Raw genomic sequence first — 25,085 nt, forward strand, 5'->3', positions numbered from 1 at the left:
CTGTGCGCCTTATTCAGAGGTGTCGCCCGCTCCCATGCTGTTTCTTATCGCTTATATCGCCAGCGTCGTGCTGATCAACTTCGCGTTCTCAACGGCGCCGCACCTGGACATTATCTGGTCGGCCTGGGGCGGGCTGGTGTTTGTTTTGCGCGACATGGTGCAAACCCGCTTTGGCCACGGTGCGCTGTTGGCCATGCTGGCGGCACTGGTGCTGTCATACATCACCTCTGACCCTTCGATTGCCCTGGCCAGCGCCACCGCGTTCGCCGTCTCCGAATGCATCGACTGGCTGGTGTTCAGCATCACCAAGCGACCCTTGCATGACCGCTTGTGGATCAGCTCTGCGCTGAGTATCCCGATTGATACCTTTATCTTTTTCGGCATGATCGATGCGTTTACCCCGGGCGTGATTCTCATCGCCATGGCGTCGAAATTTGCCGGAGTGACCTGTGTGTGGCTGGCAATGGCCTGGCGACTGCGCAAAGCCGCCGTTTAGTCAGGTAAAATGCCGGCCTTTCTTCCCCTGCAGGCGCAGGTTGTGTGCGCGCCTTCGATGATTTGTTTCCATGAGGACCTGAAATGACCCGTATCGGAACCCCACTGTCGCCGACCGCGACCCGCGTATTGCTGTGTGGCTGCGGCGAACTGGGCAAAGAAGTTGTCATCGAATTGCAGCGTCTGGGGGTCGAAGTGATCGCTGTCGATCGCTATGCCAACGCACCGGCCATGCAGGTTGCCCATCGCAGCCACGTCATCAATATGCTCGATGGCGCAGCCTTGCGTGCCGTGATCGAAGCAGAAAAGCCGCACTTTATTGTTCCTGAAATCGAAGCCATTGCCACCGCGACCCTGGTTGAGCTGGAAGCCGAAGGCTTTACCGTCATTCCGACCGCCCGCGCCACTTCGCTGACCATGAACCGAGAAGGCATTCGACGTCTGGCGGCAGAAGAGTTGGACCTGCCAACCTCGCCGTATCACTTTGCCGATACCTTTGAAGACTACAGCGCCGCCGTGCTGGACCTGGGCTTCCCGTGTGTGGTCAAGCCGGTGATGAGCTCGTCGGGCAAGGGCCAGAGCCTGCTGCGCAGCACTGATGATGTGAAAGCTGCCTGGGACTACGCACAAGAAGGCGGTCGTGCGGGCAAGGGGCGGGTCATTGTCGAAGGCTTTATCGACTTCGACTACGAAATCACCCTGCTGACCGTACGCCACATCGGTGGCACCACGTTCTGCGCGCCGGTCGGTCACCGTCAGGAGAAGGGCGACTACCAGGAGTCCTGGCAGCCGCAGGCCATGAGCCCGATTGCTCTGGCCGAGTCCGAGCGTGTTGCCAAAGCCGTGACCGAGGCGCTGGGCGGCCGCGGCCTGTTTGGCGTTGAGCTGTTCATTAAGGGCGATCAGGTGTGGTTCAGCGAAGTCTCGCCGCGCCCGCACGATACCGGTCTGGTTACGCTGATTTCCCAGGACTTGTCCCAGTTCGCCCTGCATGCACGAGCGATTCTGGGCTTGCCGATTCCGCTGATCCGTCAGTTCGGGCCATCGGCCTCGGCGGTGATTCTGGTGGAAGGGCAGTCGACCCAGACTGCGTTCTCCAACCTGGGTGCGGCCTTGAGCGAGCCGGATACGGCCTTGCGCCTGTTCGGCAAGCCAGAGGTCAATGGCCAGCGCCGCATGGGCGTGGCCCTGGCCCGTGATGAGTCGATTGAAGCTGCACGCGCCAAGGCGACCCGTGCAGCCAAGGCTGTAGTGGTCGAGCTGTAAAAAAAACATCCCCGTAGTCGCTGCCGAGGCACGAAGGCTGCGAGCTTTTAAACTTTAAGAGCTCGCAGCCTTCGTGCCTCGACAGCGATTACGGATTTCCTGCGCCGATCAGGCCACCTTGTTCAGGTCAGCCTCTTTCGTTTCTTTCAGGCACAGCACAGCGATCAGGCTGAGCACTGCCGCACCCGAAACATACCCGCCCACCCAGCTCAAACCGCCCATGCTCACCAGCTTCTGGGCAAAGAACGGTGCGGCCGATGCGCCCACAATCCCGCCCAGGTTGTACGCCGCCGATGCGCCGGTATAGCGCACGCGGGTCGGGAACAGTTCAGGCAGCAGGGCGCCCATGGGGGCAAAGGTCACGCCCATCAGAAACAGCTCGATGCACAGAAACAGCGCCACGCCCCAGGTCGAACCCTGGGTGAGCAGAGGCTCCATCAGAAAGCCCGACAAGATCGCCAGTACACCGCCGACAATCAGCACCGGCTTGCGTCCATATCTATCGCTGGCCCAGGCTGAAAGAGGTGTTGCAGCGGCCATGAACAGCACGGCAAAGCACAGCAGGCCGAGGAAGGTCTCGCGGGTATAGCCCAGCGTGGACACGCCATAACTAAGCGAAAACACGGTCGAGATATAGAACAGTGCATAGCACACGACCATGGAGGCGGCGCCCAGCAGCATCGGTGCCCAGTATTGGCTGAAGAGCTCAACGATGGGCATTTTCACCCGCTCGTGTTGCGCTACGGCTTTGGCAAACACCGGTGTTTCTTCCAGTTTCAGGCGCACATACAAGCCGACCATCACCAGCGCCGCACTCAGCAGGAAGGGGATGCGCCAGCCCCATGAGCGGAACTGCTCATCGCTCAGGCTCATGGCCAGAATCAGGAACAGGCCGTTGGCTGCCAGAAACCCGATCGAGGGCCCCAGTTGCGGGAACATGCCATACCAGGCGCGCTTGCCTTTGGGAGCGTTCTCGGTGGCCAGCAATGCTGCGCCGCCCCATTCCCCGCCCAACCCGAGCCCCTGACCGAAGCGCAGCACGCACAGCAGGATCGGAGCCCAGGCGCCGATCGTGGCGTAACCTGGCAGCACGCCGATCAGCGTGGTGCACACGCCCATCAGCAGCAAGGAGGCGACCAGTGTGGATTTGCGCCCGATACGGTCACCGAAGTGGCCAAACAGGAAAGAGCCCAGCGGGCGGGCGAGAAAGGCAATGCCGAAGGTCAGGAACGCCGACAGCATCTGCGCCGTGCCGGAGGTCTGCGGAAAAAATACCGGGCCAATGACCAGTGCGGCGGCGGTGGCATACACGTAAAAGTCGTAGAACTCGATGGCCGTGCCGATAAAACTGGCCGTGGCAACGCGGGTTGCGGAGTTGGCCGGCTTGTCGGGCGAGGCTTCGCTGTAAGTAGTGCTGGAGGTCATGCGTAAATCCCTGACAGTTATGAGCTCATTGGCCGATGCCAGCCTTTGCGGCGTGACGTGGCGAGCAATTTTTATGGTCGTTTGCCCTGGGGGATAACAGGGTGCAAGCGCAGTTCAGGATGGGAACGTACGCAGGTACTGCGTAAAGCAACGCGCCGACAGCGCTGGGTGCGGGTAGCACGCGTGTCGGCGAGGCTTGGGTAAGCGAGGAAGATTATAGGGAGGCCCGTTTAAATGTAACAAGACCTTACGCGGCGATTAAGCCGCGGGCTTGACGCTGTTGTGCCAGATAAGCACTCGGCTGACGCGGTTATCTTCGGTCTGGAGGATCTCCAGGCGGTAGCCGCCGATCTTCAGGCATACCGTGGTTTCCGGGATGGTTTCCAGCGCTTCGGTGACAAGGCCGTTGAGGGTTTTGGGGCCGTCGCAGGGCAGGTGCCAGCCCAGGGCTTTGTTCAGCTCGCGTATGGAGGCTGCGCCATCAATCACATAGCGTCCGTCGGGCAGGGGATCGATATGGGGGTTGTCGATGTTTTGCTCATCTTCGAACTCGCCCACGATTTCTTCGAGGATGTCTTCAAGTGTCACGATGCCCAGCACTTCGCCGTACTCATCGACCACCACGCCCAGCCGACGCTGCTGCTTGTGGAAGTTCAGCAGTTGCAGTTGCAGCGGGGTGCTTTCGGGGATGAAGTAAGGTTCATGGCAGACGGCCAGCAATGCCTCTTTGGTCAGGCTGGCATCAGGCAGCATGTGTTGAATGTGGCGGGTGTTGAGGATGGCTTCGACCTGATTGATGTCGTTGTGAAACACCGGCAGGCGCGTGCGTGTGGTCTGGCGTAGTTGTTCGATCAGGTCTTCGATCGGATCATCCAGATTGAGGCCCTCGACTTCGCTGCGCGGGATCAGGATGTCGTTGACCGTGATGTTGTCCAGCGCATGGATACCGGAAAGCAGGTGCGGGCGACTGTTGTTTTGCTCGTCCAGTTGCTGGGGCGCTTCCTCGCGCGGTTGCAGGGCTTCTGCACGCTTGGCCGCTGCGCCAGTCTTGCCCAGAAAATAGCCGACAAGTATCCCGGCTCCTGCGATCAACAGCGCCGAGACCGCCAGAATCGGCCCAGGGGGCAAGCTATCCATAATTATCGCCCGTCAGATATGCAGAATGTATTCACGAACCAGCTTGCTGCCAAAGTAGGCCAGCATCAACAGGCAAAAGCCGGCAAACGTCCAGCGGATGGCTTTGTGGCCGCGCCAGCCGAGGTGATAACGGCCCAGCAGGAGCACGCTGAATACGATCCATGCCAGGCAGGCCAGCAAGGTTTTGTGCACCAGGTGCTGGGCGAACAGGTTGCCCAAAAACAGCCAGCCGGAAATCAGGGACATCGAGAGCAGTGACCAGCCGGCCCACAAGAAGCCGAACAGCAGGCTTTCCATGGTTTGCAGCGGCGGGAAGTTTTTGATCAGGCCCTTGGGATGCTTGTGCTTGAGCTGATAGTTCTGCAGCGACAGCAGCAATGCCTGGAACACCGCGATGGTGAACATGCCATAGGCCAGGATCGACAGCAGGATATGCGCGAGTATGCCGGGCTCTTCATTAATGACCTGAACCGTGCCGGGCGGCGCGAATTCGGACAGCAGCACTGTCAGCATGCCCAGCGGATATAAAAGCAGCAGCAGGTTCTCGACCGGTATCCGTGCGCAGGCAACCAGGGTCACGGTGATCACGGCCGCGGCAATCAGGCTGGCTGCACTGAAAAAGTCCAGTTCAAGGCCGGCAGGCGTCATCAGGTGGGTAAACAGGCTGGCGGCGTGGGCGAGCACGGCAAGAATGCCAAGCGTCACCAACAGGCGTTTGTTCGCCTTTGCGCCTTGGCGCAGGCAAGAGCCTTGATAGAAGGTCGCAGCGGCATATAAGCAGGCGGCGGCGAGGCTGGGTAGCAAGCTGGGTGACAAGGGGAGCATAAATCCTGTTAGGCAAGCCCGAAAGGACTGAGTTTGGCATACAACCGCCTGTACACGAAAGACCACATAAGCCGACGGCAAGGTGTCGGACACGGCCAGTCTTCGCTATAATCCGCGACCTGCCCACGCCGCAGGCTCGCCGAGCATCAGTTTTACACGGGCTGGGCCGCAATAACCCCGGTCTACTTTGGGCCTGAAAGGATCGCGCATGTTTGAAAATTTAACCGATCGTCTCTCGCAGACGCTGCGCCATGTCACCGGCAAGGCCAAGCTGACCGAGGACAATATCAAAGACACCCTGCGTGAAGTGCGCATGGCGTTGCTGGAAGCCGATGTGGCGTTGCCAGTCGTCAAAGACTTCGTCAACGCGGTCAAAGAGCGCGCTGTAGGCACAGAAGTGTCCCGCAGCCTGACGCCTGGCCAGGCGTTTGTGAAGATCGTCCAGGCTGAGCTTGAAAGCCTGATGGGCGCTGCCAACGAGGATCTGGTCCTCAATGTCACGCCGCCAGCCGTTGTATTGATGGCCGGTTTGCAGGGTGCGGGTAAAACCACCACCGCCGGCAAGCTGGCGCGCTTCCTTAAAGAGCGCAAAAAGAAAACCGTGATGGTGGTCTCGGCCGACGTTTATCGTCCGGCAGCGATCAAGCAGCTCGAAACCCTGGCCAATGAAGTCGGCGTGACCTTCTTCCCGTCCGACTTGAGCCAGAAGCCGGTAGACATCGCTCGCGCAGCCATTGCTGAAGCGAAGCTGAAGTTCATCGACGTGGTCATCCTCGATACCGCGGGCCGCCTGCATATCGATGCCGAGATGATGGCCGAGATTCAGGAGCTGCACGCGGCCGTCAAGCCTGCTGAAACCCTGTTTGTCGTTGACGCCATGACCGGCCAGGATGCGGCCAACACCGCCAAGGCTTTCGGCGACGCATTGCCGCTGACCGGCGTGATCCTGACCAAGGTCGACGGTGATGCCCGTGGCGGTGCGGCGCTGTCCGTGCGTGCCATTACCGGCAAGCCGATCAAGTTCATCGGTATGGGCGAGAAGAGCGACGCGCTTGAGCCTTTCCACCCGGACCGTATCGCTTCGCGCATCCTGGGCATGGGCGACGTGCTCAGCCTGATCGAGCAGGCCGAACAGACCCTCGATAAAGACAAAGCCGACAAACTGGCCAAAAAGCTCAAGAAAGGTAAAGGCTTCGACCTCGAAGACTTCCGCGACCAACTGCAACAGATGAAGAACATGGGCGGCCTTGGCGGCCTCATGGACAAGCTGCCGAACATGGGTGGCGTCAATCTGGCGCAAATGGGCAATGCCCAGGGCGCAGCTGAAAAGCAGTTCAAGCAGATGGAAGCCATCATCAACTCCATGACCCCGGCCGAGCGCCGCGACCCTGAGCTGATCAGCGGTTCGCGTAAACGCCGTATTGCCATGGGTTCCGGCACTCAGGTGCAGGACATCGGTCGCTTGATCAAGCAGCACAAGCAGATGCAGAAGATGATGAAAAAGTTCTCCACCAAAGGTGGAATGGCCAAAATGATGCGCGGCATGGGCTCGATGATGCCCGGCGGCGGCATGCCAAAAATGTAATTTACCCGCCCGTACGCTTGCGTGCGGGCAACTCGCAGCAATGCGAGACACCCGGCAAACCCGCACTGTGCGGGAGCTGACCTGTCACCATTCATGGTGATCTCGTTGCAAGTCTGTACGGCATGCCGATAGGCGCCAGAAAAAGACATTTGCAAAAGTCCGGATATTCCTTAGAATATGCGGCCTTTCGGGCACCTATGCCCGCTGTGCCTTTAGATTTGCAGCACCGACTACAGGAACGATGTTCACATGCTAACAATCCGTCTTGCCCTTGGCGGCTCCAAAAAGCGCCCGTTTTACCACTTGACCGTTACCGACAGCCGTAACCCACGTGACGGTTCCCACAAGGAACAAATTGGTTTCTTCAACCCGGTTGCCCGTGGTCAGGAAATCCGTTTCTCCGTTAAAGAAGACCGCCTCGCCTACTGGCTGAGCGTTGGTGCTCAACTGTCTGAGCGTGTTGCTCAGCTGGTTAAAGAAAACGCTAAGGCTGCGGCCTGAGCAATATGAGCGTGACGCCTGAAACTGCTGATGATTTGATCGTTATCGGCAAAATCTATTCGATTCACGGCGTGCGCGGCGAAGTGAAGGTTTATTCCTTTACGGATCCAATTGATAACCTGTTGGACTACAAAAAGCTGACGCTTCGGCGCGGCAATGATGTACGACAGGCAGAGCTGGTCAGTGGCCGTTCTCATAACGGCAAGTTTCTGGTTGTGAAGCTCAAGGGTCTCGATGACCGTGATGAAGCTGGTCTTCTTCGTGAATTCGAAATCTGCGTGCCGCGTAACCTGTTTCCTGAACTGACCGACGGCGAGTACTACTGGTACCAGCTGCAGGGACTGAAAGTGACCAACCTTGAAGGGCAATTGCTCGGCAAGATTGTTGACCTGATGGAAACTGGCTCGAACGATGTCATGGAAGTCAAACCTTGCCCAGGTAGCCTGGATGATCGCGATCGCTTGTTGCCCTATACAGAGCAATGCGTGCTGAGCGTCGACCTGGTAGCGGGCGAGATGAAGGTGGATTGGGATGCGGACTTCTAAGCGTGGCTAAATTGCGCGTAGAAGTGATCAGTTTGTTTCCCGAAATGTTTTCCGCCATCAGCGACTACGGCATCACTAGTCGTGCGGTGAAACAAGGGCTCTTGCAGCTGACTTGTTGGAACCCGCGAGACTACACAACGGACCGACATCACACTGTGGACGATCGCCCATTTGGCGGTGGTCCGGGCATGGTGATGAAGATCAAGCCTCTGGAAGATGCACTGGTTCAGGCCAGAGAAGCAGCCGGAGAGGCGGCGAAGGTTATTTACCTGTCGCCCCAAGGCCGTCAACTGAATCAGTCGGCGGTACGCGAACTGGCGAATGAGGAAGCATTAATCCTCATTGCAGGTCGTTATGAAGGCATTGACGAGCGTTTTATAGACGCTTATGTCGATGAAGAGTGGTCGATTGGTGACTATGTACTCTCTGGTGGCGAGCTACCGGCGATGGTTCTGATTGATGCGGTTACACGACTGCTGCCTGGAGCTTTAGGGCATGCGGACTCCGCGGAGGAAGATTCCTTCACGGATGGTTTGCTGGATTGCCCGCACTACACCCGACCGGAGGTGTATGCGGATCAGCGTGTTCCCGACGTATTGCTTAGTGGCAATCATGCACACATCCGGCGTTGGCGTTTACAGCAGTCCCTTGGGCGGACCTTTGAACGACGCGCCGATCTTCTGGAAAGCCGCTCGCTTTCTGGAGAAGAGAAGAAGCTGCTCGAGGAATATATCCGCGAGCGGGACGATAGTTAACAACGTATCGATGGTAGATCAGTTGATCTACCTTAGGAGCACAGCATGACTAACAAAATCATCCTTGCACTCGAAGCAGAGCAGATGACCAAAGAGATCCCTCCTTTTGCCCCGGGCGACACCATTGTCGTTCAGGTGAAAGTGAAGGAAGGCGATCGTTCGCGTCTGCAAGCTTTCGAAGGTGTAGTGATTGCCAAGCGTAACCGTGGCGTGAACAGTGCTTTCACTGTTCGTAAAATCTCCAACGGTGTTGGCGTAGAACGTACTTTCCAGACCTACAGCCCGCAAATCGACAGCATGGCAGTGAAACGTCGCGGTGACGTTCGTAAAGCCAAGCTGTACTACCTGCGTGACCTGTCCGGTAAAGCAGCTCGCATCAAGGAAAAACTGGCTTAAGTCCAGCTTCCCGATGCAGAAAAAAGCAGCCTTCGGGCTGCTTTTTTGTTGCCTGAGATTTGTCATACCTTTGTCCAGTTGTAGGTAGTAAAAGCATGACTTTGCGTGAGCAAGAGATTCAACGTCGTACTGAATTGTCCGTTACCCGTATTACCAAAGCGGTTTTCCCATCGACCACCAATCACCACAACACCCTGTTTGGCGGCACTGCGCTGGCCTGGATGGACGAAGTATCGTTTATCGCCGCCACTCGTTTTTGTCGTCTGCCGTTGGTGACGGTGTCTACCGATCGCATTGACTTCAACCACCCCATTGCCGCGGGTTGCATCGTTGAGCTGGTGGGGCGAGTGGTTAAAGTCGGCAACACCAGTCTCAAGGTTGAGGTTGAGGTGTATGTCGAAAGCATGAGTTGCGATGGCCGCGAATTGGCCATCCAGGGTTTGTTCAGCTTTGTTGCCATCGATGATGACAAGCGCCCGGTGCCGGTGTTGCCAGGGTTTGCCTCGTAAAACGGCATTGCGCAGTTTTGTGAGCAGCGCATTACATGTGGGAACTGGCTTGCCTGCGATGCAAGCGCCGCAGTCTGGCTGGCACACCGCAGGGATGCCATCGCGAGCAAGCCCGCTCCCACAAGGAAGGTGGGGCTTCAGCTCTGCTGCCTGATCAGTGCCAGCAACGTCCACCCGGTACCCGGTTTCAGCTCGCTGTCGGGTGTCACCACATGGACCCAGCCATTCCCGTCCCGGGCGAACAGCAGGGTGACGCGTTTACCGTGCAGGTTCTGGTAGTCCTCCCAGGTGAAGTTGTCGGTCAAGTTCGTGCTGTACAACTCGGCACCCTGACTCAGTTCACTGGCCAGCTGGCCATAGGTCAGTGCCGGGTTGCCCAGCGCTTGCCCACGGTACTCGTGACTGGCGCGATGTTTGTCGGTGCGCCGGCTTTCCTGGCCATTGGTCAGGGCAAACAAGCGCTGGGGGCCGAACTCGTGGTGAAAACGAACCGCTGCCAGGGTGTTCAGCTCGCCAGACGGCGACAGGGCGAGCAAATACCCCAGGCCCACCAGGTCAAGATGGGATTCGGCGTGCTCTGATGCCGGGTTGCCAAAGTAAGTCGGCAGGTTTTCCATGCGCGCTGAGCGAATGTTTTCCCAGTTGGAGTCGGTCAGCAGTACCCGGCTGCCCAGTTGCTGAAGGGCTTTGCCAATGATCCGGGCCGGGCCATTGGCGCCGACGATCAAAAAGCCGCTGGGTGCGGGCTCGGCCACTTTCAGCAGGCGGGCCAGAGGCCGTGCCGTGGCGCTTTGCAGTACCACGGTGCCAATGATCACCGCAAACGTAAGCGGCACCAGCAGCAACGCGCCTTCGTGACCCGCTTCGTCCAGCCTGATTGCAAAAATCGCTGAAACGGCAGCCGCGACAATTCCGCGCGGAGCAATCCAGGCAAGTAGAGCGCGTTCACGCCAGTTCAGTTTTGAGCCAAACGTTGAGAGCACGACGTTCAGTGGACGAGCAATAAACTGAATAATCAGCAGCAACACCAGCACCACCGGCCCGAGGCCGATCATGGCGTTCAAGTCCAGGCGCGCGGCGAGCAGAATGAACAGGCCCGAGATCAGGAAAATGCTCAGGTTCTCCTTGAAGTGCAAGATGTTGCGTACATCCACGCCTTTCATGTTGGCCATCCACATGCCCATCAGCGTGACCGCCAGCAAGCCCGATTCATGCATGGCCTCATTGGCACCAATAAACACAGCCAGCACCGCCGCCAGTGTTGCCAGGCTTTGCAGATACTCGGGCAGCCATTGGCGGCGCACGATGTGCCCCATGATCCAGCCGCCCACGATGCCGAACACGCTGCCGCAGACAATCACCCCGGCAAAGGTCAGCAGGCTGTGGCTCAGGCCTTCGCCCGTGGCGCTGGCGATGATGAAGCTGTAAACCACGACCGCGAGCAACGCCCCAATCGGGTCGATGACAATGCCTTCCCAGCGCAGGATAGTGGCAATAGACGCCTTGGGCCGCACGACACGAAGCATCGGCACAATCACCGTCGGCCCTGTGACCAGCGTCAGGGTGCCGAACAGCAAGGCCAGCAGCCAGTCAAAGCCCAGCAGCCAATGGGTAGCCAGGGTGATCACCGCCCAGGTCGAGAGCGCTCCGATCGTGACCAGTCGATGCACCACTGTGCCGATTTCGCGCCACTCGGACAGGTGAAGGGTCAGGCTGCCTTCAAACAGAATCAACGCCACAGCCAGAGAAACCAGCGGCATCAGCAAGGGGCCGAACAGCTCTTGAGGGTTAAGCCAGCTCAATACGGGGCCCACTAAAATCCCGGTCAACAGCAAAAACAGAATGGCCGGCAACTTCAGTCGCCAGGCCAGCCACTGGGAGCCCAGGGCTGCGATGCCGATACCGCCGAAAGACAGCAAAATCTGTTGTTCGGTCATAAGGTGATCCTGTAGGAACTTGGGGTTTATGGCGTGCGCCGGCTATGAAAGACTAGCGGCCACTTTTGCACTTCACTTTTTATTTGTGCGCAGCCTCTGGCCTGCGCATTTCGAGAGCCAATGCCCGCTATAGACGATCCACTTATCGACCGTTTCCTGGATGCCTTGTGGTTGGAAAAAGGCCTTTCGGACAACACTCGCGGCGCTTATCGCAGTGATTTGGCCTTGTTCAATGGCTGGTTGGGCGAGCGCGACATTGCGTTGATCAATGCCGGGCGCGAATTGATCCTCGATCACTTGGCCTGGCGACTGGAGCATGGCTACAAGCCCCGATCCACCGCGCGCTTCCTGTCAGGCGCGCGGGGGTTCTATCGTTACTTGCTGCGAGAAAGGCTGATTGCCGTCGACCCGACGCTGCAAGTCGATATGCCGCAGTTAGGCCGGCCGTTGCCCAAGTCCCTGTCAGAGGCCGACGTTGAGGCGCTGCTCGCCGCTCCGGATCTGAGTGATGCCATCGGTCAGCGTGATCGGGCCATGCTCGAAGTGTTGTATGCCTGTGGCCTGCGGGTGACAGAGTTGATCAGCCTGACCCTGGAGCAGATCAATCTGCGTCAGGGGGTGTTGCGGGTGATGGGCAAGGGCAGCAAGGAGCGCCTGGTGCCGATGGGGGAGGAGGCCATCGTCTGGGTTGAGCGCTACATGCGCGATGCCAGGCATGAGCTGCTCGCAGGGCGCCCCAGTGATGTGATGTTTCCCAGCCAGCGAGGTGAGCAAATGACTCGCCAGACCTTCTGGCACCGCATCAAGCATCAAGCCAAAGTCGCGGGGATCGACAAGTCACTGTCGCCTCATACCTTGCGTCACGCCTTCGCCACCCATCTGCTCAACCACGGCGCCGACCTGCGTGTGGTGCAAATGCTGCTGGGGCATAGCGACCTGTCCACGACCCAGATCTACACCCATGTGGCCCGTGCCCGCCTGCAGGACCTCCACGCCCGCCATCACCCGCGTGGCTAGTGGTAGTCGGTCATGCAAGCCATCTGTGGTAGGCTTTGCCGGTTCAGAAAGCGCGCCGCCCCCACTCGAAGTTCCATGTCGGGTATTGCGGGTTGGCCGCGTTGCCCGTCTTCAGGAGTTCCCATGCGCGTGACCCAGATTTTTGCCGCCGCAGCCATTGCGTTGGTCAGTACGTTTTCGTTCGCCGACACCGGCGCCGAGCAAGCTATTCGCAAGAGCCTCGAAACGCTGCAGCTGGATGTTCCGGTCGAGAGCATCAGCGCAAGCCCGATGGCCGGCCTGTATGAAGTCAAACTCAAGGGCAGTCGCGTTCTGTACGCCAGTGCGGATGGACAGTTCATCGTTCAAGGCTATATGTTCCAGCTCAAGGACGGTAAGCCGGTCAATCTGACCGAGCAGGCAGAGCGTGTTGGCGTCGCCAAATTGATCAATGGCATTCCGGTGGCAGAGACCGTCGTTTACCCTGCAATCGGTGAAACCAAGTCGCACATCACGGTCTTTACCGACACCACTTGCCCGTATTGCCACAAATTGCACGCCGAAGTCCCTGAGCTGAACAAAATGGGGATCGAAGTGCGCTATGTTGCATTCCCGCGTCAGGGCCTTGGTTCTCCAGGTGACCAGCAACTGCAGGCCGTCTGGTGCTCCAAGGACAAAAAGTCGGCGATGGACAAGATGACTGACGGTAAAACGGTCGAGGCGCCAAAATGCGCCAACCCGGTCGCCAAGCAGTTCGCGATGGGCCAGTCCATCGGTGTAAATGGCACGCCAGCCATTGTTTTGGCTGACGGTCAGGTAATTCCGGGTTATCAGCCTGCTGCACAGGTTGGCAAGCTGGCACTCAGTGTTAAATAATCCTGCATCGTCACGGTAAGCCTTTGACGATCATGGCGGGGCAGTCCAACTGCCCGGCTATTAATAGAGAACCGTGGCAATCCACGGTTGTTTTCCACGGCCGACCTTGAGTCGGCCGTTTTATGGGGAGTTCAGCGTGAATCCGGTCAAAGTAGGTATCTGTGGGCTCGGGACCGTCGGTGGCGGCACCTTCAACGTACTAAAGCGTAACGCCGAAGAGATTGCGCGCCGTGCCGGGCGTGGTATCCAGGTTGCGCAAATTGCAATGCGTACGCCAAACCCTCAGTGCGACATTACCGGTACCCCCATTACCAACGATGTATTCGCTGTTGCGACCAACCCTGAAATCGACATTGTCATCGAGCTGATCGGTGGTTACACCATCGCTCGTGAGCTGGTGCTCAAGGCCATCGAGAACGGCAAGCATGTAGTGACTGCGAACAAGGCACTAATTGCCGTTCACGGTAACGAAATCTTCGCCAAGGCCCAGGAAAAGGGCGTGATCGTTGCGTTCGAAGCGGCCGTTGCAGGCGGCATCCCGGTGATCAAGGCCATTCGTGAAGGCCTGTCGGCCAACCGCATCAACTGGGTTGCGGGCATCATCAACGGTACCGGTAACTTCATCCTCACCGAGATGCGTGAAAAAGGCCGTACGTTCGAAGACGTGCTGGCTGAAGCGCAAGCGCTGGGGTATGCCGAAGCCGACCCGACGTTCGACGTTGAAGGGATCGATGCAGCACACAAGCTGACGATTCTGGCGTCGATTGCCTTCGGTATCCCGTTGCAATTCGACAAGGCCTACACCGAAGGCATCACCAAGCTGACAACCGCTGACGTGAATTACGCTGAAGCCCTGGGTTACCGCATCAAGCACCTGGGTGTTGCGCGCAGCACGGCCAATGGTATCGAACTGCGTGTTCACCCAACGCTGATTCCGGCTGATCGCCTGCTGGCCAACGTCAATGGCGTCATGAACGCCGTCATGGTCAATGGTGATGCTGCCGGTTCGACCCTGTTCTACGGCGCAGGTGCGGGCATGGAGCCAACGGCTTCGTCCGTGATTGCCGACCTGGTGGACGTGGTTCGCGCCATGACCAGCGACCCTGAAAACCGTGTGCCGCACCTGGCCTTCCAGCCAGACCTGTTGTCCGATCACCCGATCCTGCCGATCGATGCGTGTGAAAGCGCATACTACCTGCGTATCCAGGCGAAGGATCATCCGGGCGTATTGGCTCAAGTGGCCAGTATCCTGTCCGAGCGCGGTATCAACATCGAGTCGATCATGCAAAAAGAGGTCGAGGAGCACGATGGTCTGGTGCCAATGATTCTGCTGACCCATCGGGTCATCGAGCAGCACATGAACGATGCGATCACGGCGCTTGAAACGTTGCAGGGCGTAGTGGGGCCAGTGGTTCGTATCCGAGTTGAACATCTCAATTAATTGATAGCGCCAAGCGGCAGGTTCCCGGCCGCTTGGCGCTCAAACCGAAGGTTTGAAAAACATGCGCTATATCAGCACCCGTGGCCAGGCACCGGCCCTGAATTTTGAAGATGTATTGCTGGCCGGGCTGGCCAGCGATGGCGGTTTGTATGTGCCGGAAAACCTGCCGCGCTTTACCCAGGAAGAAATCGCTTCCTGGGCCGGTTTGCCGTACCACGAGTTGGCGTTTCGGGTCATGCGCCCGTTTGTGACCGGCAGTATCCCGGACGCGGACTTCAAAAAGATTCTCGAAGAAACCTACGGCGCGTTTTCCCACGCAGCGGTAGCGCCGCTGCGTCAGCTCAATGGCAATGAATGGGTGCTTGAGCTATTCCACGGCCCGACCCTGGCGTTCAAGGATTTCGCCCTGCAACTGCTCGGTCGCTTGCTCGACTACGTGCTGGCAAAGCGTGGCGAGCGCGTGGTGATTGTCGGAGCAACCTCCGGTGATACCGGCTCGGCTGCCATTGAAGGCTGCAAGCATTGCGAGAATGTCGACATTTTCATCCTGCACCCCAATAACCGGGTGTCGGAAGTTCAGCGTCGCCAGATGACTACGCTGTTCGGTGACAACATTCATAACATCGCCATCGAAGGCAACTTCGATGACTGCCAGGAAATGGTCAAGGCCAGTTTTGCCGACCAGGGTTTCCTCAAGGGCACACGCCTGGTCGCGGTGAACTCGATCAACTGGGCGCGGATCATGGCCCAGATCGTTTACTACTTCCATGCAGCCCTGCAACTGGGCGGACCGCACCGATCAGTGTCGTTCTCGGTGCCTACCGGCAACTTTGGCGACATCTTTGCGGGTTACCTGGCGCGCAACATGGGCTTGCCGATCAACCAGTTGATCGTTGCCACCAACCGCAACGACATCCTGCATCGCTTCATGAGCGGCAATCAGTACGCCAAGGACACCCTGCACGCGACCCTGTCGCCGTCGATGGACATCATGGTGTCTTCGAACTTCGAACGTTTGCTGTTCGATCTTCACGGTCGCAATGGCGCGGCGGTTGCAGCCCTGATGGACACGTTCAAGCAAACCGGCAACTTCAGCGTTGAAGATGATCGCTGGACCGAGGCGCGCCGTCTGTTCGACTCGTTGGCAGTCGATGATGAGCAGACCTGCGAAACCATCGCCCAGGTGTTTGCCGAGAGCGGTGAAGTGCTGGATCCGCACACTGCCATTGGCGTGCGTGCAGCTCGCGAATGCCGTCGCAGCCTGGATATTCCGATGGTTATCCTGGGCACGGCACACCCGGTCAAGTTCCCGGAAGCGGTTGAGAAAGCCGGCATAGGAAAAGCGCAGGAGTTGCCGTCGCACCTTTCCGACCTTTTTGAGCGAGAAGAGCGCTACACCGTGTTGGCAAATGATCTCAAGGCTGTTCAAGCCTTTGTCAGCCAGCATGGTAATCGAGGCAAGCCTCTTTAAGAGCATTTGTCTTACGCGTTTTGAAGCCCGTCATCTGACGGGCTTTTTTGTTTGCGCATGGCATCCTTGGCCGCTTTTAGACCCCGCATGTTGGCGGGTTTGTGGCCAAGGATTCTGTCATGTCACCACTTCACCAGGCATTTGAATCAGGGGCGCGCCTATTGCTGGCGATGGTTCTCCTGACCTGTATGCAGCCGGCCATTGCCAGCCATGGTTTGCCCTTCAGGCTTGCAACAAGCTTTATCGAGTTCAAGCCGCTGCAACTGGATGCCTCTGAACAGCAATGGCTGGCCGATCACCCAACGCTGCGTGTGGGTATCGCCCTCGGCGATTACGAACCTGTCGATATCACCAATGATCGCGATTACTACCAGGGCCTCAGCGCCGATTACCTGGGGCTCGTTCGTGACAGGCTGGGAGTGTCTGTCGAGCTTTTGGGCTACAAAAAGCGAGACCAGGCATTGGCCGAGCTGCTGGCCGGGAAAATCGACATCCTGACCAGTGCCAGCGGCTTTGAACGGGGGATTGAAGGCATCGCTTTTTCCCGCAGCTACATGGTTGATCAAGGGGTCATCGTCGGGCGTGCCAGTGACTTCGAGCCGATTACGCGCTGGGCGGGTAAAAAGATAGGCTTTGTCGATGGTTACGTCGATATACAGACCGCCCATGGGTTTTACCCCGACAGCGAGCTCATCCTCACCCCCCATTTGCAGAGTGCCATGGAAGCGCTGGCTGAAGGGGATATCGATGCATTCATCGGTAACGAGCTCATGGTGCAGGCATTCAAGAATGTTCGGCCTTACTCAGGGGTGCGCATTATGGGTGATAGCGTTTTGCCGGCTGACGGGTTTGCTTTTGCCACTCGCCGCTCCGAGCCCCAGCTAGCAGCGTTGATTGAAAAGGCATTCGGCAGCATTGATGACGCAACGAGACAGATGGTCCTGGCCCGCTGGACGACCGGGCTTGAAGGGAGCAGCGGGCAGCAGCCCATCGATCTGTTGCCCGACGAGCAGGAATGGATCAAGCGTCATCCGGTCGTGACCCTCGCCACCCAACAGTTTCCGTTGTACGCGTTCAGGGCTGGAGACGGTCGCTGGGTGGGGCTGAGCGTTGACATTCTGGCGCGTATATCTCGAATGACCGGGCTGCAGTTTGTGCACAAGGAAGCGTTTTCAACGGTGAACATTCTGGACATGCTCAAAAGTGGCGAGGCGCAAATGAACTCCAGCCTCTCCCGAAACCGTGAGCGTAGCGCTTTTCTGGACTTCACCTATTCCTACGGAGGGGCACCCTGGGTATTTGTGGTGCGCGTCAATGATTCCCGGCTGGGTTCGCTGGACCAGTTGGCGGGTAAGGTGCTGGTGCTTCCCGCCAGGCACGCCCTCGAAGACTTGATTCGACGAGAGTACCCCGCAATCACCTTGCTGCTGGTGGATACCTACGCCCAGGCACGCCACGCAGTGGCCACGGGTGATGCGGATGCAACGATCCAGAGCGAGACACAAGCTCACCTCTATCCGCCGGGGCGTCTAAAGGTCGGGCGCAGTGTGGATGGACGATGGACCGCTGCCAGTTTTTCGGTATCGACCCAATACCCTGAGCTGCTTGGCATCATGAACAAGGCGCTTGAGGCCATTCCGGTGGCCGAATTTCGAGCGCTGAGAACCCGATGGTTGGGAGGCGTTGGTCAACCACTTGTTATCGAGGGGGGAGCTTACCCTTCAGTCTGGTTGTATTGGGCATTTGCAGCGTTGTTTACCGCTGGCCTCATGCTGTTTTCATGGAACCGGTTTCTGCGCAGGCAGCTAGGGATCAGGCGCCGGTTTGAGCAATCCCTGCGCGAGGAGCTGGAACTCAATCGACGTTATTTGGATGGCATCCCCAGCCCGATATTCGTGGTGGGCCTGGAAGGTGAGTTGCTCGCCTGCAATAAAAGCTATGAAGAGCGCTTGTCGGTGCAACTGGAGCAGATATGCGGATTGAAGGTCACGGACGTCAATTTATTTCCTGATGAGCTGGCTGAGCAGTTTCAGCAAGAGCTTATGCGCATGATCCAGAGCCGTAAGCCTTGCTACAAAAAACGGTGGGTGGAGTTTAAAGCGGGAGGTATGGAAATCTACCAGTGGACTGTCCCGTTTTACTCCGTATCAGGGCGGCTGGAAGGGCTGGTAGGCGGGTGGTTTGATACCTCCGAGACCAGGAAGTGGAGCTAGCAGGCTCACTTAAACGTTAAAAACAAACTTTGTATAAAACAGCACAACTTTCAGAAATTTCCTATGTTTCTTGGCTGCTGGGCCTACTAAAGTTCACACACTCTGTAACAGCAGGTTTATGCCCTGAAGGTTCAAGATGCGGCCTCTGAAAGTATTGATTCTTGAAGACAACCCGTTTCAGTTAATGGCGTTGCACCAAATGTTGAACGCTTTTCGGATTTTTGACGTCCTGACGGCTGAAAGCGTGGACTCGGCCCGGGAGTCCCTGCTCAAGTGCGGGGCAATCGATCTTGCCATTTGCGATCTCTACATGGACGGCACATCGGGGCTTGAGTTGATCAGCGAACTGGCCCGCGCGCGCAGTGCGAGGGCGGTGATCATTTTGAGTGCGGCGGCGCCCCCTGTGATCGAAAGAGCGGCCCAGCTGGCCCGCAAGCAAGGCCTGAGGGTGTTGGGCTGCTTGTCTAAACCACTGACCCTGGGCAGCTTGGGGCAATTGCTGGACTCATATCAGCGCACGTGTTCGAGCGCTGGCGCTGCCAAGGGGAATTAACTGCTGGTATCGGGGAACTTTCAGCGGGCTTGGTGTGTCAGATTTTCCATCAACAGGAGCAAGTCTATTGCTCCGATGCTTGTAGCCTGTTGAGCGGGTCGTCAAGACCTTGTTAAAACCCGAGTAGCTTCCCCACTGCTCGGGTTTTTTTTATTGTTTTTTTTGTCATTGCGAATCCAGGTGCGACACGGGGGCTGGCCCCAATGTGTTGAGCAGGGTATTGACGGTGCGAATGACCTCGCGACCTTCAGGTGTGGCCGAACAACCAATGTAAATGGACTGAAACTCGGGTGCGCCCTGAATCGGGTAAAACGTCAGTGAGTCGGGCGGCAAACCTTGTTCGTTGGCCTTGGCCTGGATCTCCGGCCAATACCCCAGCAGTGCCGGCATGCGGCCAGCCTGCTGCATTTGCAGCAGGCTGCTCAGCGGATCGTTGCCGTAATGCATGACAATCTGGCTGGCAGGGGCCTGGGTCAGCTGGGCGTCAATCCACTCGCCGTAGCTGCGCTTGGCAATGACTCCAAGCTTCATGGTTTGAGCCTTTAGCAGCCCTGGCAGGTCAACCTTGTTGTTCTGGATGAAGGGTTCGACCAGGTGCCGGTTCTCACTCAGAATGGCCATGCCATTGCTGTGCATGACTGCAACGGGTGCGGAGTAGACAATCGACTGGGCGCGAGCGGGGTTCCAGATCAAGGCCGGATCGCAGGCCAGTGCCCGTTCACCCAGCATCTGCAGGGCCCGCGCCCGGTTGACCTGCATGATGACGTGCTGGTACTGCGGCATGCTTTCGATCAGCACGGGCATCATTTGATCGATGACCCCCTGACCTTTTTGCTGCCCGTGAAACACCGTGAGCGGCGGTAGATCGCGCAGCAGCCAGATCAGCTTTGGCTCGGCCTGACTGCCGGTGGCCCAGACCAGAAGCAGCGGCGTTATCAGGCCTGCCCAAAGGCTTCGCCACTTCAAGCGATGAGTCATCGTGCTGATCTCCTTCGGTTGCCACTCAACGTGGCAACGGGCCTAAATGGCGCCCGCTTGCTTGAGGTTGGCGATGGCTGCTGCGTCGTAGCCCAGCGCGCTCAACAACTCATGATTATGGGCGCCCAACTCAGGCCCGACCCAATCGGCCGAGCCGGGAGTCTCAGACAGCCTGGGCACGATACCGGGCATTTTGAAGTCTTTGCCGTCAGGCAGCTTGGCTTGCAGAAACATTTCACGGGCCAGAAATTGCGGGTCAGTGAACATGTCTTCTGCTGAAAAAATGCGGCTGGCGGGGACTTGCGCCGTGCTCAACTGCTCCAGCACCGTCTCAAGCGGCAGCGAGCCGACCCAGCGGTCAATCACGCCATACAGCTCATCACGACGGGCGTCACGGCCATCGTTGCTGGCCAGTGCCGGATCATTCGCCAGGTCGTCACGGCCAATGATGTGCATGAAACGCTTGAAGATAGCGTCGCCGTTGGCGCCGATCTGTACGTGCTTGCCGTCCAGGCTGGTATGAATCGAAGACGGGGTAATGCCCGGCATGATGTTGCCCGTGCGCTCGCGGATAAAACCGAACACATCGAATTCGGGGACCATGCTCTCCATCATGGCAAAAATGGCCTCGTAGAGTGCTACGTCCACCACCTGGCCTTGCCCGCCGTTGACCTCGCGATGACGCAACGCCATCAGGGCGCCAATGACGCCCCACAGCGCGGCAATCGAGTCGCCAATGGAGATGCCGGTTCGCACCGGAGGGCGGTCTTCAAAACCGGTGATGTAGCGCAGCCCGCCCATGGACTCGCCTACCGCGCCAAAGCCCGGCTGGTCTTTCATGGGGCCGGTCTGGCCAAAGCCGGACAGGCGCACCATCACCAGTTTCGGGTTCAGGGCATGCAGCACATCCCAGCCCAGGCCCAGTTTTTCGAGCACGCCGGGGCGAAAGTTTTCGATCAGGATATCGGCGTCAGCCAGCAAGGCCTTGAGGATGTCCAGGCCATCGGGATGCTTGAGGTTCAGGGTCAGGGATTTTTTGTTGCGCGCCTGGACGAACCACCACAGCGACGTGCCTTCGTACAACTTGCGCCATTTTCGCAGAGGATCGCCACCATCCGGGGACTCGACCTTGATCACCTGTGCGCCAAACTCAGCGCAAATGCGCGATGCAAAAGGCCCCGCGATCAGAGTGCCCAGTTCGACGACCTTTAGGCCTGATAGGGGTTTGGTGGCAAGCGGCATGTGGAATCCTTGTCCTGGGGGCGAGCGAGTACAGCCTTTTAACATAGCTGGTCGCTGGCAAGAAGCGGGTCGATTCGTTCAATGACAGCGTATCGGTTAGACTTGCCGCCTTTCTCAGTATCAAGAAGCCCGTTCATGGCACAGCCGTCCACGACCTACAAGTTTGAACTCAACCTGACCGATCTCGATCGCGGGGTTTATGAAAGCGTCAAGCAGACCATCGCCCGTCATCCTTCGGAAACCGAAGAACGCATGACCGTGCGCCTTCTTGCCTACGCCTTTTGGTACAACGAGCATCTGTCTTTTGGTCGTGGCCTGTCTGATGTAGACGAACCAGCTCTGTGGGAAAAAAGCCTGGATGACCGTGTTTTGCACTGGATCGAAGTTGGCCAGCCCGACGCCGACCGCCTGACCTGGTGCTCGCGCCGTACCGAGCGCACCAGTTTGCTGGCCTATGGCAGCTTGCGTGTGTGGGAAGGCAAGGTGATCCCGGCGATCAAAAACCTGAAAAACGTCAACATTGCTGCCGTCCCGCAAGAGATTCTTGAAGTGCTGGCCAAAGACATGCCACGGGTTATCAAGTGGGATGTCATGATCAGCGAAGGCACTATCTTCGTGACCGACGATCGCGGCCAGCACGAAGTGCAGTTGCAGTGGCTGCAAGGCGAACGCGGCTAAGCCACTCCACTTTATTACGACCAAGAGACTCTTCACCCGCTTATGCGCATCGAACCTCGTCCACTGCCTCAAACCCTGCCTTTTTTGGGCGAAATGCCAACCCTGCTGACGCGTCTCTACGCGGCACGGGGTGTGCAGTCGCAAGCTGAGCTGGACAAAAGTCTGGCGCGACTTATCCCGTACCAGCAGCTCAAGGGCATCGATGCGGCCGTGGATTTGCTGGTGGTGGCGCTCGAGCAGCGCCAGCGCATTCTGATCGTGGGCGACTTTGACGCCGACGGGGCTACGGCCAGTACGGTGGGCATGCTGGGCTTGCGTTTGCTGGGGGCGGCCCATGTCGATTATCTGGTGCCCAACCGCTTTGAATACGGCTACGGCCTGACCCCGGAAATCGTCGAAGTCGCGCTGACGCGTACCCCGCAGTTGCTGATTACGGTCGACAACGGGATCTCCAGTATTGAAGGCGTGGCCGCGGCCAAAAAAGCCGGATTGAGCGTGCTGGTTACCGACCACCACTTGCCGGGCAACGAACTGCCGGCGGCGGATGCCATCGTCAACCCCAACCAGCCCGGCTGCGAATTCCCCAGCAAAGCGCTGGCGGGGGTCGGGGTCATCTTTTACGTACTGATCGCCTTGCGTGCGCGCTTGAACAGCCTGGGCTGGTACCAGGACAGCAAGGCGCCGAACATCGCCGAGTTGCTGGACCTGGTGGCATTGGGCAGTGTGGCGGACGTGGTGCCGCTGGATGCCAACAACCGGATTCTGGTGCATCAAGGGCTTGAGCGAATCCGTGCCGGGCGCGCGCGTCCGGGGCTGAAGGCCATTTTGGAAGTGGCCAAGCGCGATCACTCAAAAATCACCTCGACCGATCTGGGCTTTATCCTGGGGCCGCGCCTGAACGCCGCCGGGCGACTGGACGACATGAGCCTGGGCATCGAGTGCCTGCTGACCGATGACGCCAATGCGGCTCGGGAAATGGCCGCGCAACTGGACGAGATGAACCAGGACCGAAAGTCCATCGAGCAGGGGATGCAGCGTGAAGCGCTGGCCCAACTCAAGGATCTGACAATCGACAGCATGCCGTTTGGCCTGTGTCTGTTTGATCCTGAGTGGCACCAGGGGGTGATCGGGATTCTGGCTTCGCGCCTCAAGGAGCGTTACTTCCGCCCAACCTTCGCCTTTGCCGATGCAGGCGACGGCATGCTCAAGGGGTCGGGGCGTTCGGTTCAGGGTTTTCATATCCGCGACGCACTCAGCGTAGTGGCCGCCCAGCATCCGGACTTGATCAGTAAATACGGCGGCCATGCGATGGCGGCCGGATTGACCTTGCCCGAGGCCAACTTCACGCTGTTCTCTCAGGCATTTGATGCCGAAGTCCGACGTCAACTGCGTGAAGAGGACCTCACCGGGCGTATGTTGTCCGACGGCAGCCTGGCAGTTGAAGAGTTTCACCTGGAGCTGGCGCGGGCCCTGCGCAATGCCGGGCCGTGGGGGCAGCACTTCCCGGAACCGTTGTTTCACGGGGTGTTCCAGTTGGTTGAGCAGCGCATCGTTGGCGAGCGGCATTTGAAAGTGGTGCTCAAAACTGAATGCGGCAGTGTGAAGCTCGACGGCATTGCCTTCGGGGTCGATCGCGAAGTGTGGCCGAACCCGACCATTCGCTGGGTTGAACTGGCCTACAAACTCGACCTCAACGAGTTTCGCGGCAACGAAACCGTGCAACTGATGATTGCCCATATCGAACCACGTTAATACCTCCAGTCCCCCCTTTGTGGGAGCGGGCTTGCTCGCGATAACATCTCTCCGGGTTGTCTGACAGGTCGCGGCGCTTGTATCGCGAGCAAGCCCGCTCCCACAAAAAAACGGGTTACTCGCACAGGAAATTTACTCCTGCCCTGTGCGATTTGAACTCGCCCTCATCCAGTGTTGTCGACTAGTCTCTAGAAGTACTTGGAGCCTACCCACTGGAATTAGAGGTGACCCATGAGTCTGCTGCTCGAGCCCTACACTCTGCGACAACTGACCCTTCTTAACCGCATTGCGGTCTCTCCCATGTGCCAGTACTCCAGTGTCGACGGACTGGCCAATGACTGGCATCTGGTCCATCTGGGCAGCCGTGCCGTAGGCGGCGCCGGACTGATTTTTACCGAAGCCACCGCCGTAAGCCCTGAAGGGCGAATCACCGCCCAGGACCTTGGCTTGTGGAACGACGAACAGATCGAACCCCTGCAGCGCATCACCCGCTTTATTCGGGCACAAGGTGCGGTGGCCGGTATTCAGTTGGCCCATGCCGGGCGCAAGGCCAGTACCCATCGTCCGTGGCTGGGCAAGCATGGCAGCGTCAAAGTGGAGGAGGGCGGCTGGGTGCCCGTCGGGCCTTCACCGATTGCCTTCGATCCGCAACACACCGCGCCGACACAATTGGACGAAGCCCAGATACAGGATGTGATCCAGGCTTTCGTCGATGCCGCCAAGCGGGCGCTGGAAGCGGGCTTTTCGGTGGTTGAGGTGCACGCTGCCCACGGCTACCTGTTGCATCAATTCCTTTCGCCACTGAGCAATCAGCGGCGAGACCAGTACGGTGGCTCCTTCGAAAACCGCATTCGCCTGGTGCTGGAAGTCACCGAGGCCGTGCGCGGGGTGTGGCCACAAGAGTTGCCGCTGTTTGTGCGAGTGTCGGCCACCGACTGGGTCGAAGACGGCTGGAACCCCGACGAAACCGTTGAGCTGGCACGACGCCTCAAGGCGTTGGGTGTCGACCTGATCGACGTCTCCTCAGGCGGAACGGCGGCCAATGCCGAAATTCCGGTGGGGCCGGGTTACCAGACCCGTTTTGCCGAGCGCGTGCGCAAAGAGGCCTGCATCGCCACCGGCACGGTGGGGATGATCACCGAGCCTGCTCAGGCCGAACATATTCTGCGCACCGGTCAGGCCAATCTGATTCTGCTGGCTCGCGAGCTGTTGCGTGATCCGTATTGGCCGTTGCACGCCGATGATGACCTGGGTGGCAAAAAGGCCACGTGGCCTGCCCAGTACCAGCGTGCCACCCACCGTGACCAACCGATTCATGAGTCTGACTTGCGTGACTGAAACGCGTCTGTTTCCACCACAAGCCCGCCTGTTTGGCGGGCTTTGTGGCTTCCCTTGAACCCTGTTGCGAGAGGCTGCGTATGAGTACCCGTGGATTGCTTGATCAGTTACTGAAATCCGGCCAGCAAATGCTGGAGAAGAAAGCCGGCGCTCAAGGCAACGCTTCCAGTG

Annotated in this window: 22 protein-coding genes and 2 pseudogenes; 18 read left to right on the plus strand and 6 right to left on the minus strand. The window is 58.3% G+C overall.

What is annotated here, in order from left to right:
• Positions 1 to 34: 34 nt before the first annotated feature.
• Positions 35 to 496 carry a 7-cyano-7-deazaguanine/7-aminomethyl-7-deazaguanine transporter gene (locus AC19YQ_RS12420; RefSeq protein WP_019822065.1) on the plus strand — a complete coding sequence of 154 codons (462 nt, stop codon included), beginning with the start codon at positions 35 to 37 and terminating at the stop codon, positions 494 to 496.
• 83 nt (positions 497 to 579) lie between these two features.
• Positions 580 to 1,761 (plus strand): formate-dependent phosphoribosylglycinamide formyltransferase, encoded by a 1,182-nt coding sequence (gene purT / locus AC19YQ_RS12425; protein WP_133076266.1) that lies wholly within the window; start codon positions 580 to 582, stop codon positions 1,759 to 1,761.
• Between the two features lie 108 nt (positions 1,762 to 1,869).
• Here the strand turns inward: purT and AC19YQ_RS12430 are convergent, their stop codons facing one another.
• The 3 genes and pseudogenes from AC19YQ_RS12430 to AC19YQ_RS12440 form a co-directional block, all read right to left on the minus strand.
• Positions 1,870 to 3,186 (minus strand): MFS transporter, encoded by a 1,317-nt coding sequence (locus AC19YQ_RS12430; protein ID WP_133076265.1) that lies wholly within the window; start codon positions 3,184 to 3,186, stop codon positions 1,870 to 1,872.
• 258 nt (positions 3,187 to 3,444) lie between these two features.
• A pseudogene (locus AC19YQ_RS12435) lies at positions 3,445 to 4,149 on the minus strand (transporter associated domain-containing protein); the annotation flags it as partial.
• A 186-nt stretch (positions 4,150 to 4,335) separates the two neighbouring features.
• The gene (locus AC19YQ_RS12440; protein WP_133076264.1) at positions 4,336 to 5,148 is read right to left on the minus strand and encodes a cytochrome C assembly family protein; all 813 of its coding nucleotides are present in this window, start codon (positions 5,146 to 5,148) and stop codon (positions 4,336 to 4,338) included.
• A gap of 208 nt (positions 5,149 to 5,356) precedes the next feature.
• Between AC19YQ_RS12440 and ffh the strand changes: the two genes are divergently transcribed.
• From ffh to AC19YQ_RS12470, 6 genes are all read left to right on the plus strand, one after another.
• On the plus strand, positions 5,357 to 6,733 hold the full coding sequence (gene ffh, locus AC19YQ_RS12445) for a signal recognition particle protein (protein WP_016781914.1): 1,377 nt from the start codon (positions 5,357 to 5,359) through the stop codon (positions 6,731 to 6,733).
• 249 nt (positions 6,734 to 6,982) lie between these two features.
• Positions 6,983 to 7,234 carry a 30S ribosomal protein S16 gene (gene rpsP / locus AC19YQ_RS12450; RefSeq protein ID WP_095001251.1) on the plus strand — a complete coding sequence of 84 codons (252 nt, stop codon included), beginning with the start codon at positions 6,983 to 6,985 and terminating at the stop codon, positions 7,232 to 7,234.
• Positions 7,235 to 7,239: 5 nt separating this feature from the next.
• Positions 7,240 to 7,779, plus strand: coding sequence for a ribosome maturation factor RimM (gene rimM, locus AC19YQ_RS12455; protein WP_133076263.1), 540 nt, complete (start codon positions 7,240 to 7,242; stop codon positions 7,777 to 7,779).
• A gap of 2 nt (positions 7,780 to 7,781) precedes the next feature.
• The gene (gene trmD, locus AC19YQ_RS12460) at positions 7,782 to 8,534 is read left to right on the plus strand and encodes a tRNA (guanosine(37)-N1)-methyltransferase TrmD (protein WP_003440270.1); all 753 of its coding nucleotides are present in this window, start codon (positions 7,782 to 7,784) and stop codon (positions 8,532 to 8,534) included.
• Positions 8,535 to 8,579: 45 nt separating this feature from the next.
• Positions 8,580 to 8,930 carry a 50S ribosomal protein L19 gene (rplS, locus tag AC19YQ_RS12465; RefSeq protein WP_003440273.1) on the plus strand — a complete coding sequence of 117 codons (351 nt, stop codon included), beginning with the start codon at positions 8,580 to 8,582 and terminating at the stop codon, positions 8,928 to 8,930.
• Between the two features lie 95 nt (positions 8,931 to 9,025).
• Positions 9,026 to 9,439 carry an acyl-CoA thioesterase gene (locus tag AC19YQ_RS12470; protein WP_019822086.1) on the plus strand — a complete coding sequence of 138 codons (414 nt, stop codon included), beginning with the start codon at positions 9,026 to 9,028 and terminating at the stop codon, positions 9,437 to 9,439.
• 137 nt (positions 9,440 to 9,576) lie between these two features.
• Here AC19YQ_RS12470 and AC19YQ_RS12475 read toward each other — a convergent pair whose 3' ends face one another.
• Positions 9,577 to 11,376 carry a cation:proton antiporter gene (locus AC19YQ_RS12475; protein ID WP_326397413.1) on the minus strand — a complete coding sequence of 600 codons (1,800 nt, stop codon included), beginning with the start codon at positions 11,374 to 11,376 and terminating at the stop codon, positions 9,577 to 9,579.
• Positions 11,377 to 11,496: 120 nt separating this feature from the next.
• Here AC19YQ_RS12475 and xerD point away from each other — a divergent pair, with 120 nt between their 5' ends.
• From xerD to AC19YQ_RS12505, 6 genes are all read left to right on the plus strand, one after another.
• Entirely contained in the window at positions 11,497 to 12,393 is an 897-nt protein-coding gene (gene xerD / locus AC19YQ_RS12480; RefSeq protein WP_133077779.1) for a site-specific tyrosine recombinase XerD, read from the plus strand.
• 123 nt (positions 12,394 to 12,516) lie between these two features.
• Positions 12,517 to 13,248, plus strand: coding sequence for a thioredoxin fold domain-containing protein (locus tag AC19YQ_RS12485; RefSeq protein ID WP_133077778.1), 732 nt, complete (start codon positions 12,517 to 12,519; stop codon positions 13,246 to 13,248).
• A gap of 136 nt (positions 13,249 to 13,384) precedes the next feature.
• Positions 13,385 to 14,689 carry a homoserine dehydrogenase gene (locus tag AC19YQ_RS12490; protein WP_133077777.1) on the plus strand — a complete coding sequence of 435 codons (1,305 nt, stop codon included), beginning with the start codon at positions 13,385 to 13,387 and terminating at the stop codon, positions 14,687 to 14,689.
• Between the two features lie 61 nt (positions 14,690 to 14,750).
• On the plus strand, positions 14,751 to 16,160 hold the full coding sequence (gene thrC, locus AC19YQ_RS12495; protein WP_133077776.1) for a threonine synthase: 1,410 nt from the start codon (positions 14,751 to 14,753) through the stop codon (positions 16,158 to 16,160).
• A 119-nt stretch (positions 16,161 to 16,279) separates the two neighbouring features.
• On the plus strand, positions 16,280 to 18,373 hold the full coding sequence (locus tag AC19YQ_RS12500; protein WP_326397414.1) for a transporter substrate-binding domain-containing protein: 2,094 nt from the start codon (positions 16,280 to 16,282) through the stop codon (positions 18,371 to 18,373).
• A gap of 136 nt (positions 18,374 to 18,509) precedes the next feature.
• Positions 18,510 to 18,926 (plus strand): response regulator, encoded by a 417-nt coding sequence (locus AC19YQ_RS12505; protein ID WP_326397415.1) that lies wholly within the window; start codon positions 18,510 to 18,512, stop codon positions 18,924 to 18,926.
• 165 nt (positions 18,927 to 19,091) lie between these two features.
• Here AC19YQ_RS12505 and AC19YQ_RS12510 read toward each other — a convergent pair whose 3' ends face one another.
• Both AC19YQ_RS12510 and AC19YQ_RS12515 read right to left on the minus strand, forming a co-directional pair.
• Positions 19,092 to 19,904 carry a TIGR02285 family protein gene (locus AC19YQ_RS12510; protein WP_500595192.1) on the minus strand — a complete coding sequence of 271 codons (813 nt, stop codon included), beginning with the start codon at positions 19,902 to 19,904 and terminating at the stop codon, positions 19,092 to 19,094.
• Between the two features lie 42 nt (positions 19,905 to 19,946).
• The gene (locus tag AC19YQ_RS12515; RefSeq protein ID WP_326397417.1) at positions 19,947 to 21,146 is read right to left on the minus strand and encodes a CaiB/BaiF CoA transferase family protein; all 1,200 of its coding nucleotides are present in this window, start codon (positions 21,144 to 21,146) and stop codon (positions 19,947 to 19,949) included.
• A 135-nt stretch (positions 21,147 to 21,281) separates the two neighbouring features.
• On the opposite strand from AC19YQ_RS12515, the gene AC19YQ_RS12520 reads away from it, so the two are divergent.
• The 4 genes and pseudogenes from AC19YQ_RS12520 to AC19YQ_RS12535 all read left to right on the plus strand — a co-directional run.
• Complete coding sequence (locus AC19YQ_RS12520) at positions 21,282 to 21,824, plus strand: YaeQ family protein (protein ID WP_019822101.1); 543 nt, start codon at positions 21,282 to 21,284, stop codon at positions 21,822 to 21,824.
• A gap of 42 nt (positions 21,825 to 21,866) precedes the next feature.
• Positions 21,867 to 23,576 carry a single-stranded-DNA-specific exonuclease RecJ gene (gene recJ, locus AC19YQ_RS12525; protein ID WP_133077771.1) on the plus strand — a complete coding sequence of 570 codons (1,710 nt, stop codon included), beginning with the start codon at positions 21,867 to 21,869 and terminating at the stop codon, positions 23,574 to 23,576.
• Between the two features lie 231 nt (positions 23,577 to 23,807).
• Positions 23,808 to 24,914: an NADH:flavin oxidoreductase/NADH oxidase gene (locus tag AC19YQ_RS12530; protein ID WP_133077770.1), complete on the plus strand. Its 1,107-nt coding sequence runs from the start codon at positions 23,808 to 23,810 to the stop codon at positions 24,912 to 24,914.
• A gap of 80 nt (positions 24,915 to 24,994) precedes the next feature.
• Positions 24,995 to 25,085 (plus strand): annotated as a pseudogene (locus AC19YQ_RS12535) (tellurite resistance TerB family protein); the annotation flags it as partial.

The organism is Pseudomonas sp. MF06569, from assembly GCF_059862735.1.

Bases quoted from the DNA above. Each gene is read 5' to 3' on its own strand.
- AC19YQ_RS12530 (WP_133077770.1), top strand. From the start codon at position 23,808: ATGAGTCTGCTGCTCGAGCCCTACACTCTGCGACAACTGACCCTTCTT.
- recJ (WP_133077771.1), top strand. From the start codon at position 21,867: ATGCGCATCGAACCTCGTCCACTGCCTCAAACCCTGCCTTTTTTGGGC.
- AC19YQ_RS12420 (WP_019822065.1), top strand. From the start codon at position 35: ATGCTGTTTCTTATCGCTTATATCGCCAGCGTCGTGCTGATCAACTTC.
- AC19YQ_RS12520 (WP_019822101.1), top strand. From the start codon at position 21,282: ATGGCACAGCCGTCCACGACCTACAAGTTTGAACTCAACCTGACCGAT.
- rplS (WP_003440273.1), top strand. From the start codon at position 8,580: ATGACTAACAAAATCATCCTTGCACTCGAAGCAGAGCAGATGACCAAA.
- thrC (WP_133077776.1), top strand. From the start codon at position 14,751: ATGCGCTATATCAGCACCCGTGGCCAGGCACCGGCCCTGAATTTTGAA.
- rpsP (WP_095001251.1), top strand. From the start codon at position 6,983: ATGCTAACAATCCGTCTTGCCCTTGGCGGCTCCAAAAAGCGCCCGTTT.
- rimM (WP_133076263.1), top strand. From the start codon at position 7,240: ATGAGCGTGACGCCTGAAACTGCTGATGATTTGATCGTTATCGGCAAA.
- AC19YQ_RS12510 (WP_500595192.1), bottom strand. From the start codon at position 19,904: ATGACTCATCGCTTGAAGTGGCGAAGCCTTTGGGCAGGCCTGATAACG.
- AC19YQ_RS12430 (WP_133076265.1), bottom strand. From the start codon at position 3,186: ATGACCTCCAGCACTACTTACAGCGAAGCCTCGCCCGACAAGCCGGCC.
- AC19YQ_RS12475 (WP_326397413.1), bottom strand. From the start codon at position 11,376: ATGACCGAACAACAGATTTTGCTGTCTTTCGGCGGTATCGGCATCGCA.
- ffh (WP_016781914.1), top strand. From the start codon at position 5,357: ATGTTTGAAAATTTAACCGATCGTCTCTCGCAGACGCTGCGCCATGTC.
- AC19YQ_RS12470 (WP_019822086.1), top strand. From the start codon at position 9,026: ATGACTTTGCGTGAGCAAGAGATTCAACGTCGTACTGAATTGTCCGTT.
- AC19YQ_RS12440 (WP_133076264.1), bottom strand. From the start codon at position 5,148: ATGCTCCCCTTGTCACCCAGCTTGCTACCCAGCCTCGCCGCCGCCTGC.
- AC19YQ_RS12505 (WP_326397415.1), top strand. From the start codon at position 18,510: ATGCGGCCTCTGAAAGTATTGATTCTTGAAGACAACCCGTTTCAGTTA.
- AC19YQ_RS12500 (WP_326397414.1), top strand. From the start codon at position 16,280: ATGTCACCACTTCACCAGGCATTTGAATCAGGGGCGCGCCTATTGCTG.
- xerD (WP_133077779.1), top strand. From the start codon at position 11,497: ATGCCCGCTATAGACGATCCACTTATCGACCGTTTCCTGGATGCCTTG.
- purT (WP_133076266.1), top strand. From the start codon at position 580: ATGACCCGTATCGGAACCCCACTGTCGCCGACCGCGACCCGCGTATTG.
- AC19YQ_RS12515 (WP_326397417.1), bottom strand. From the start codon at position 21,146: ATGCCGCTTGCCACCAAACCCCTATCAGGCCTAAAGGTCGTCGAACTG.
- AC19YQ_RS12485 (WP_133077778.1), top strand. From the start codon at position 12,517: ATGCGCGTGACCCAGATTTTTGCCGCCGCAGCCATTGCGTTGGTCAGT.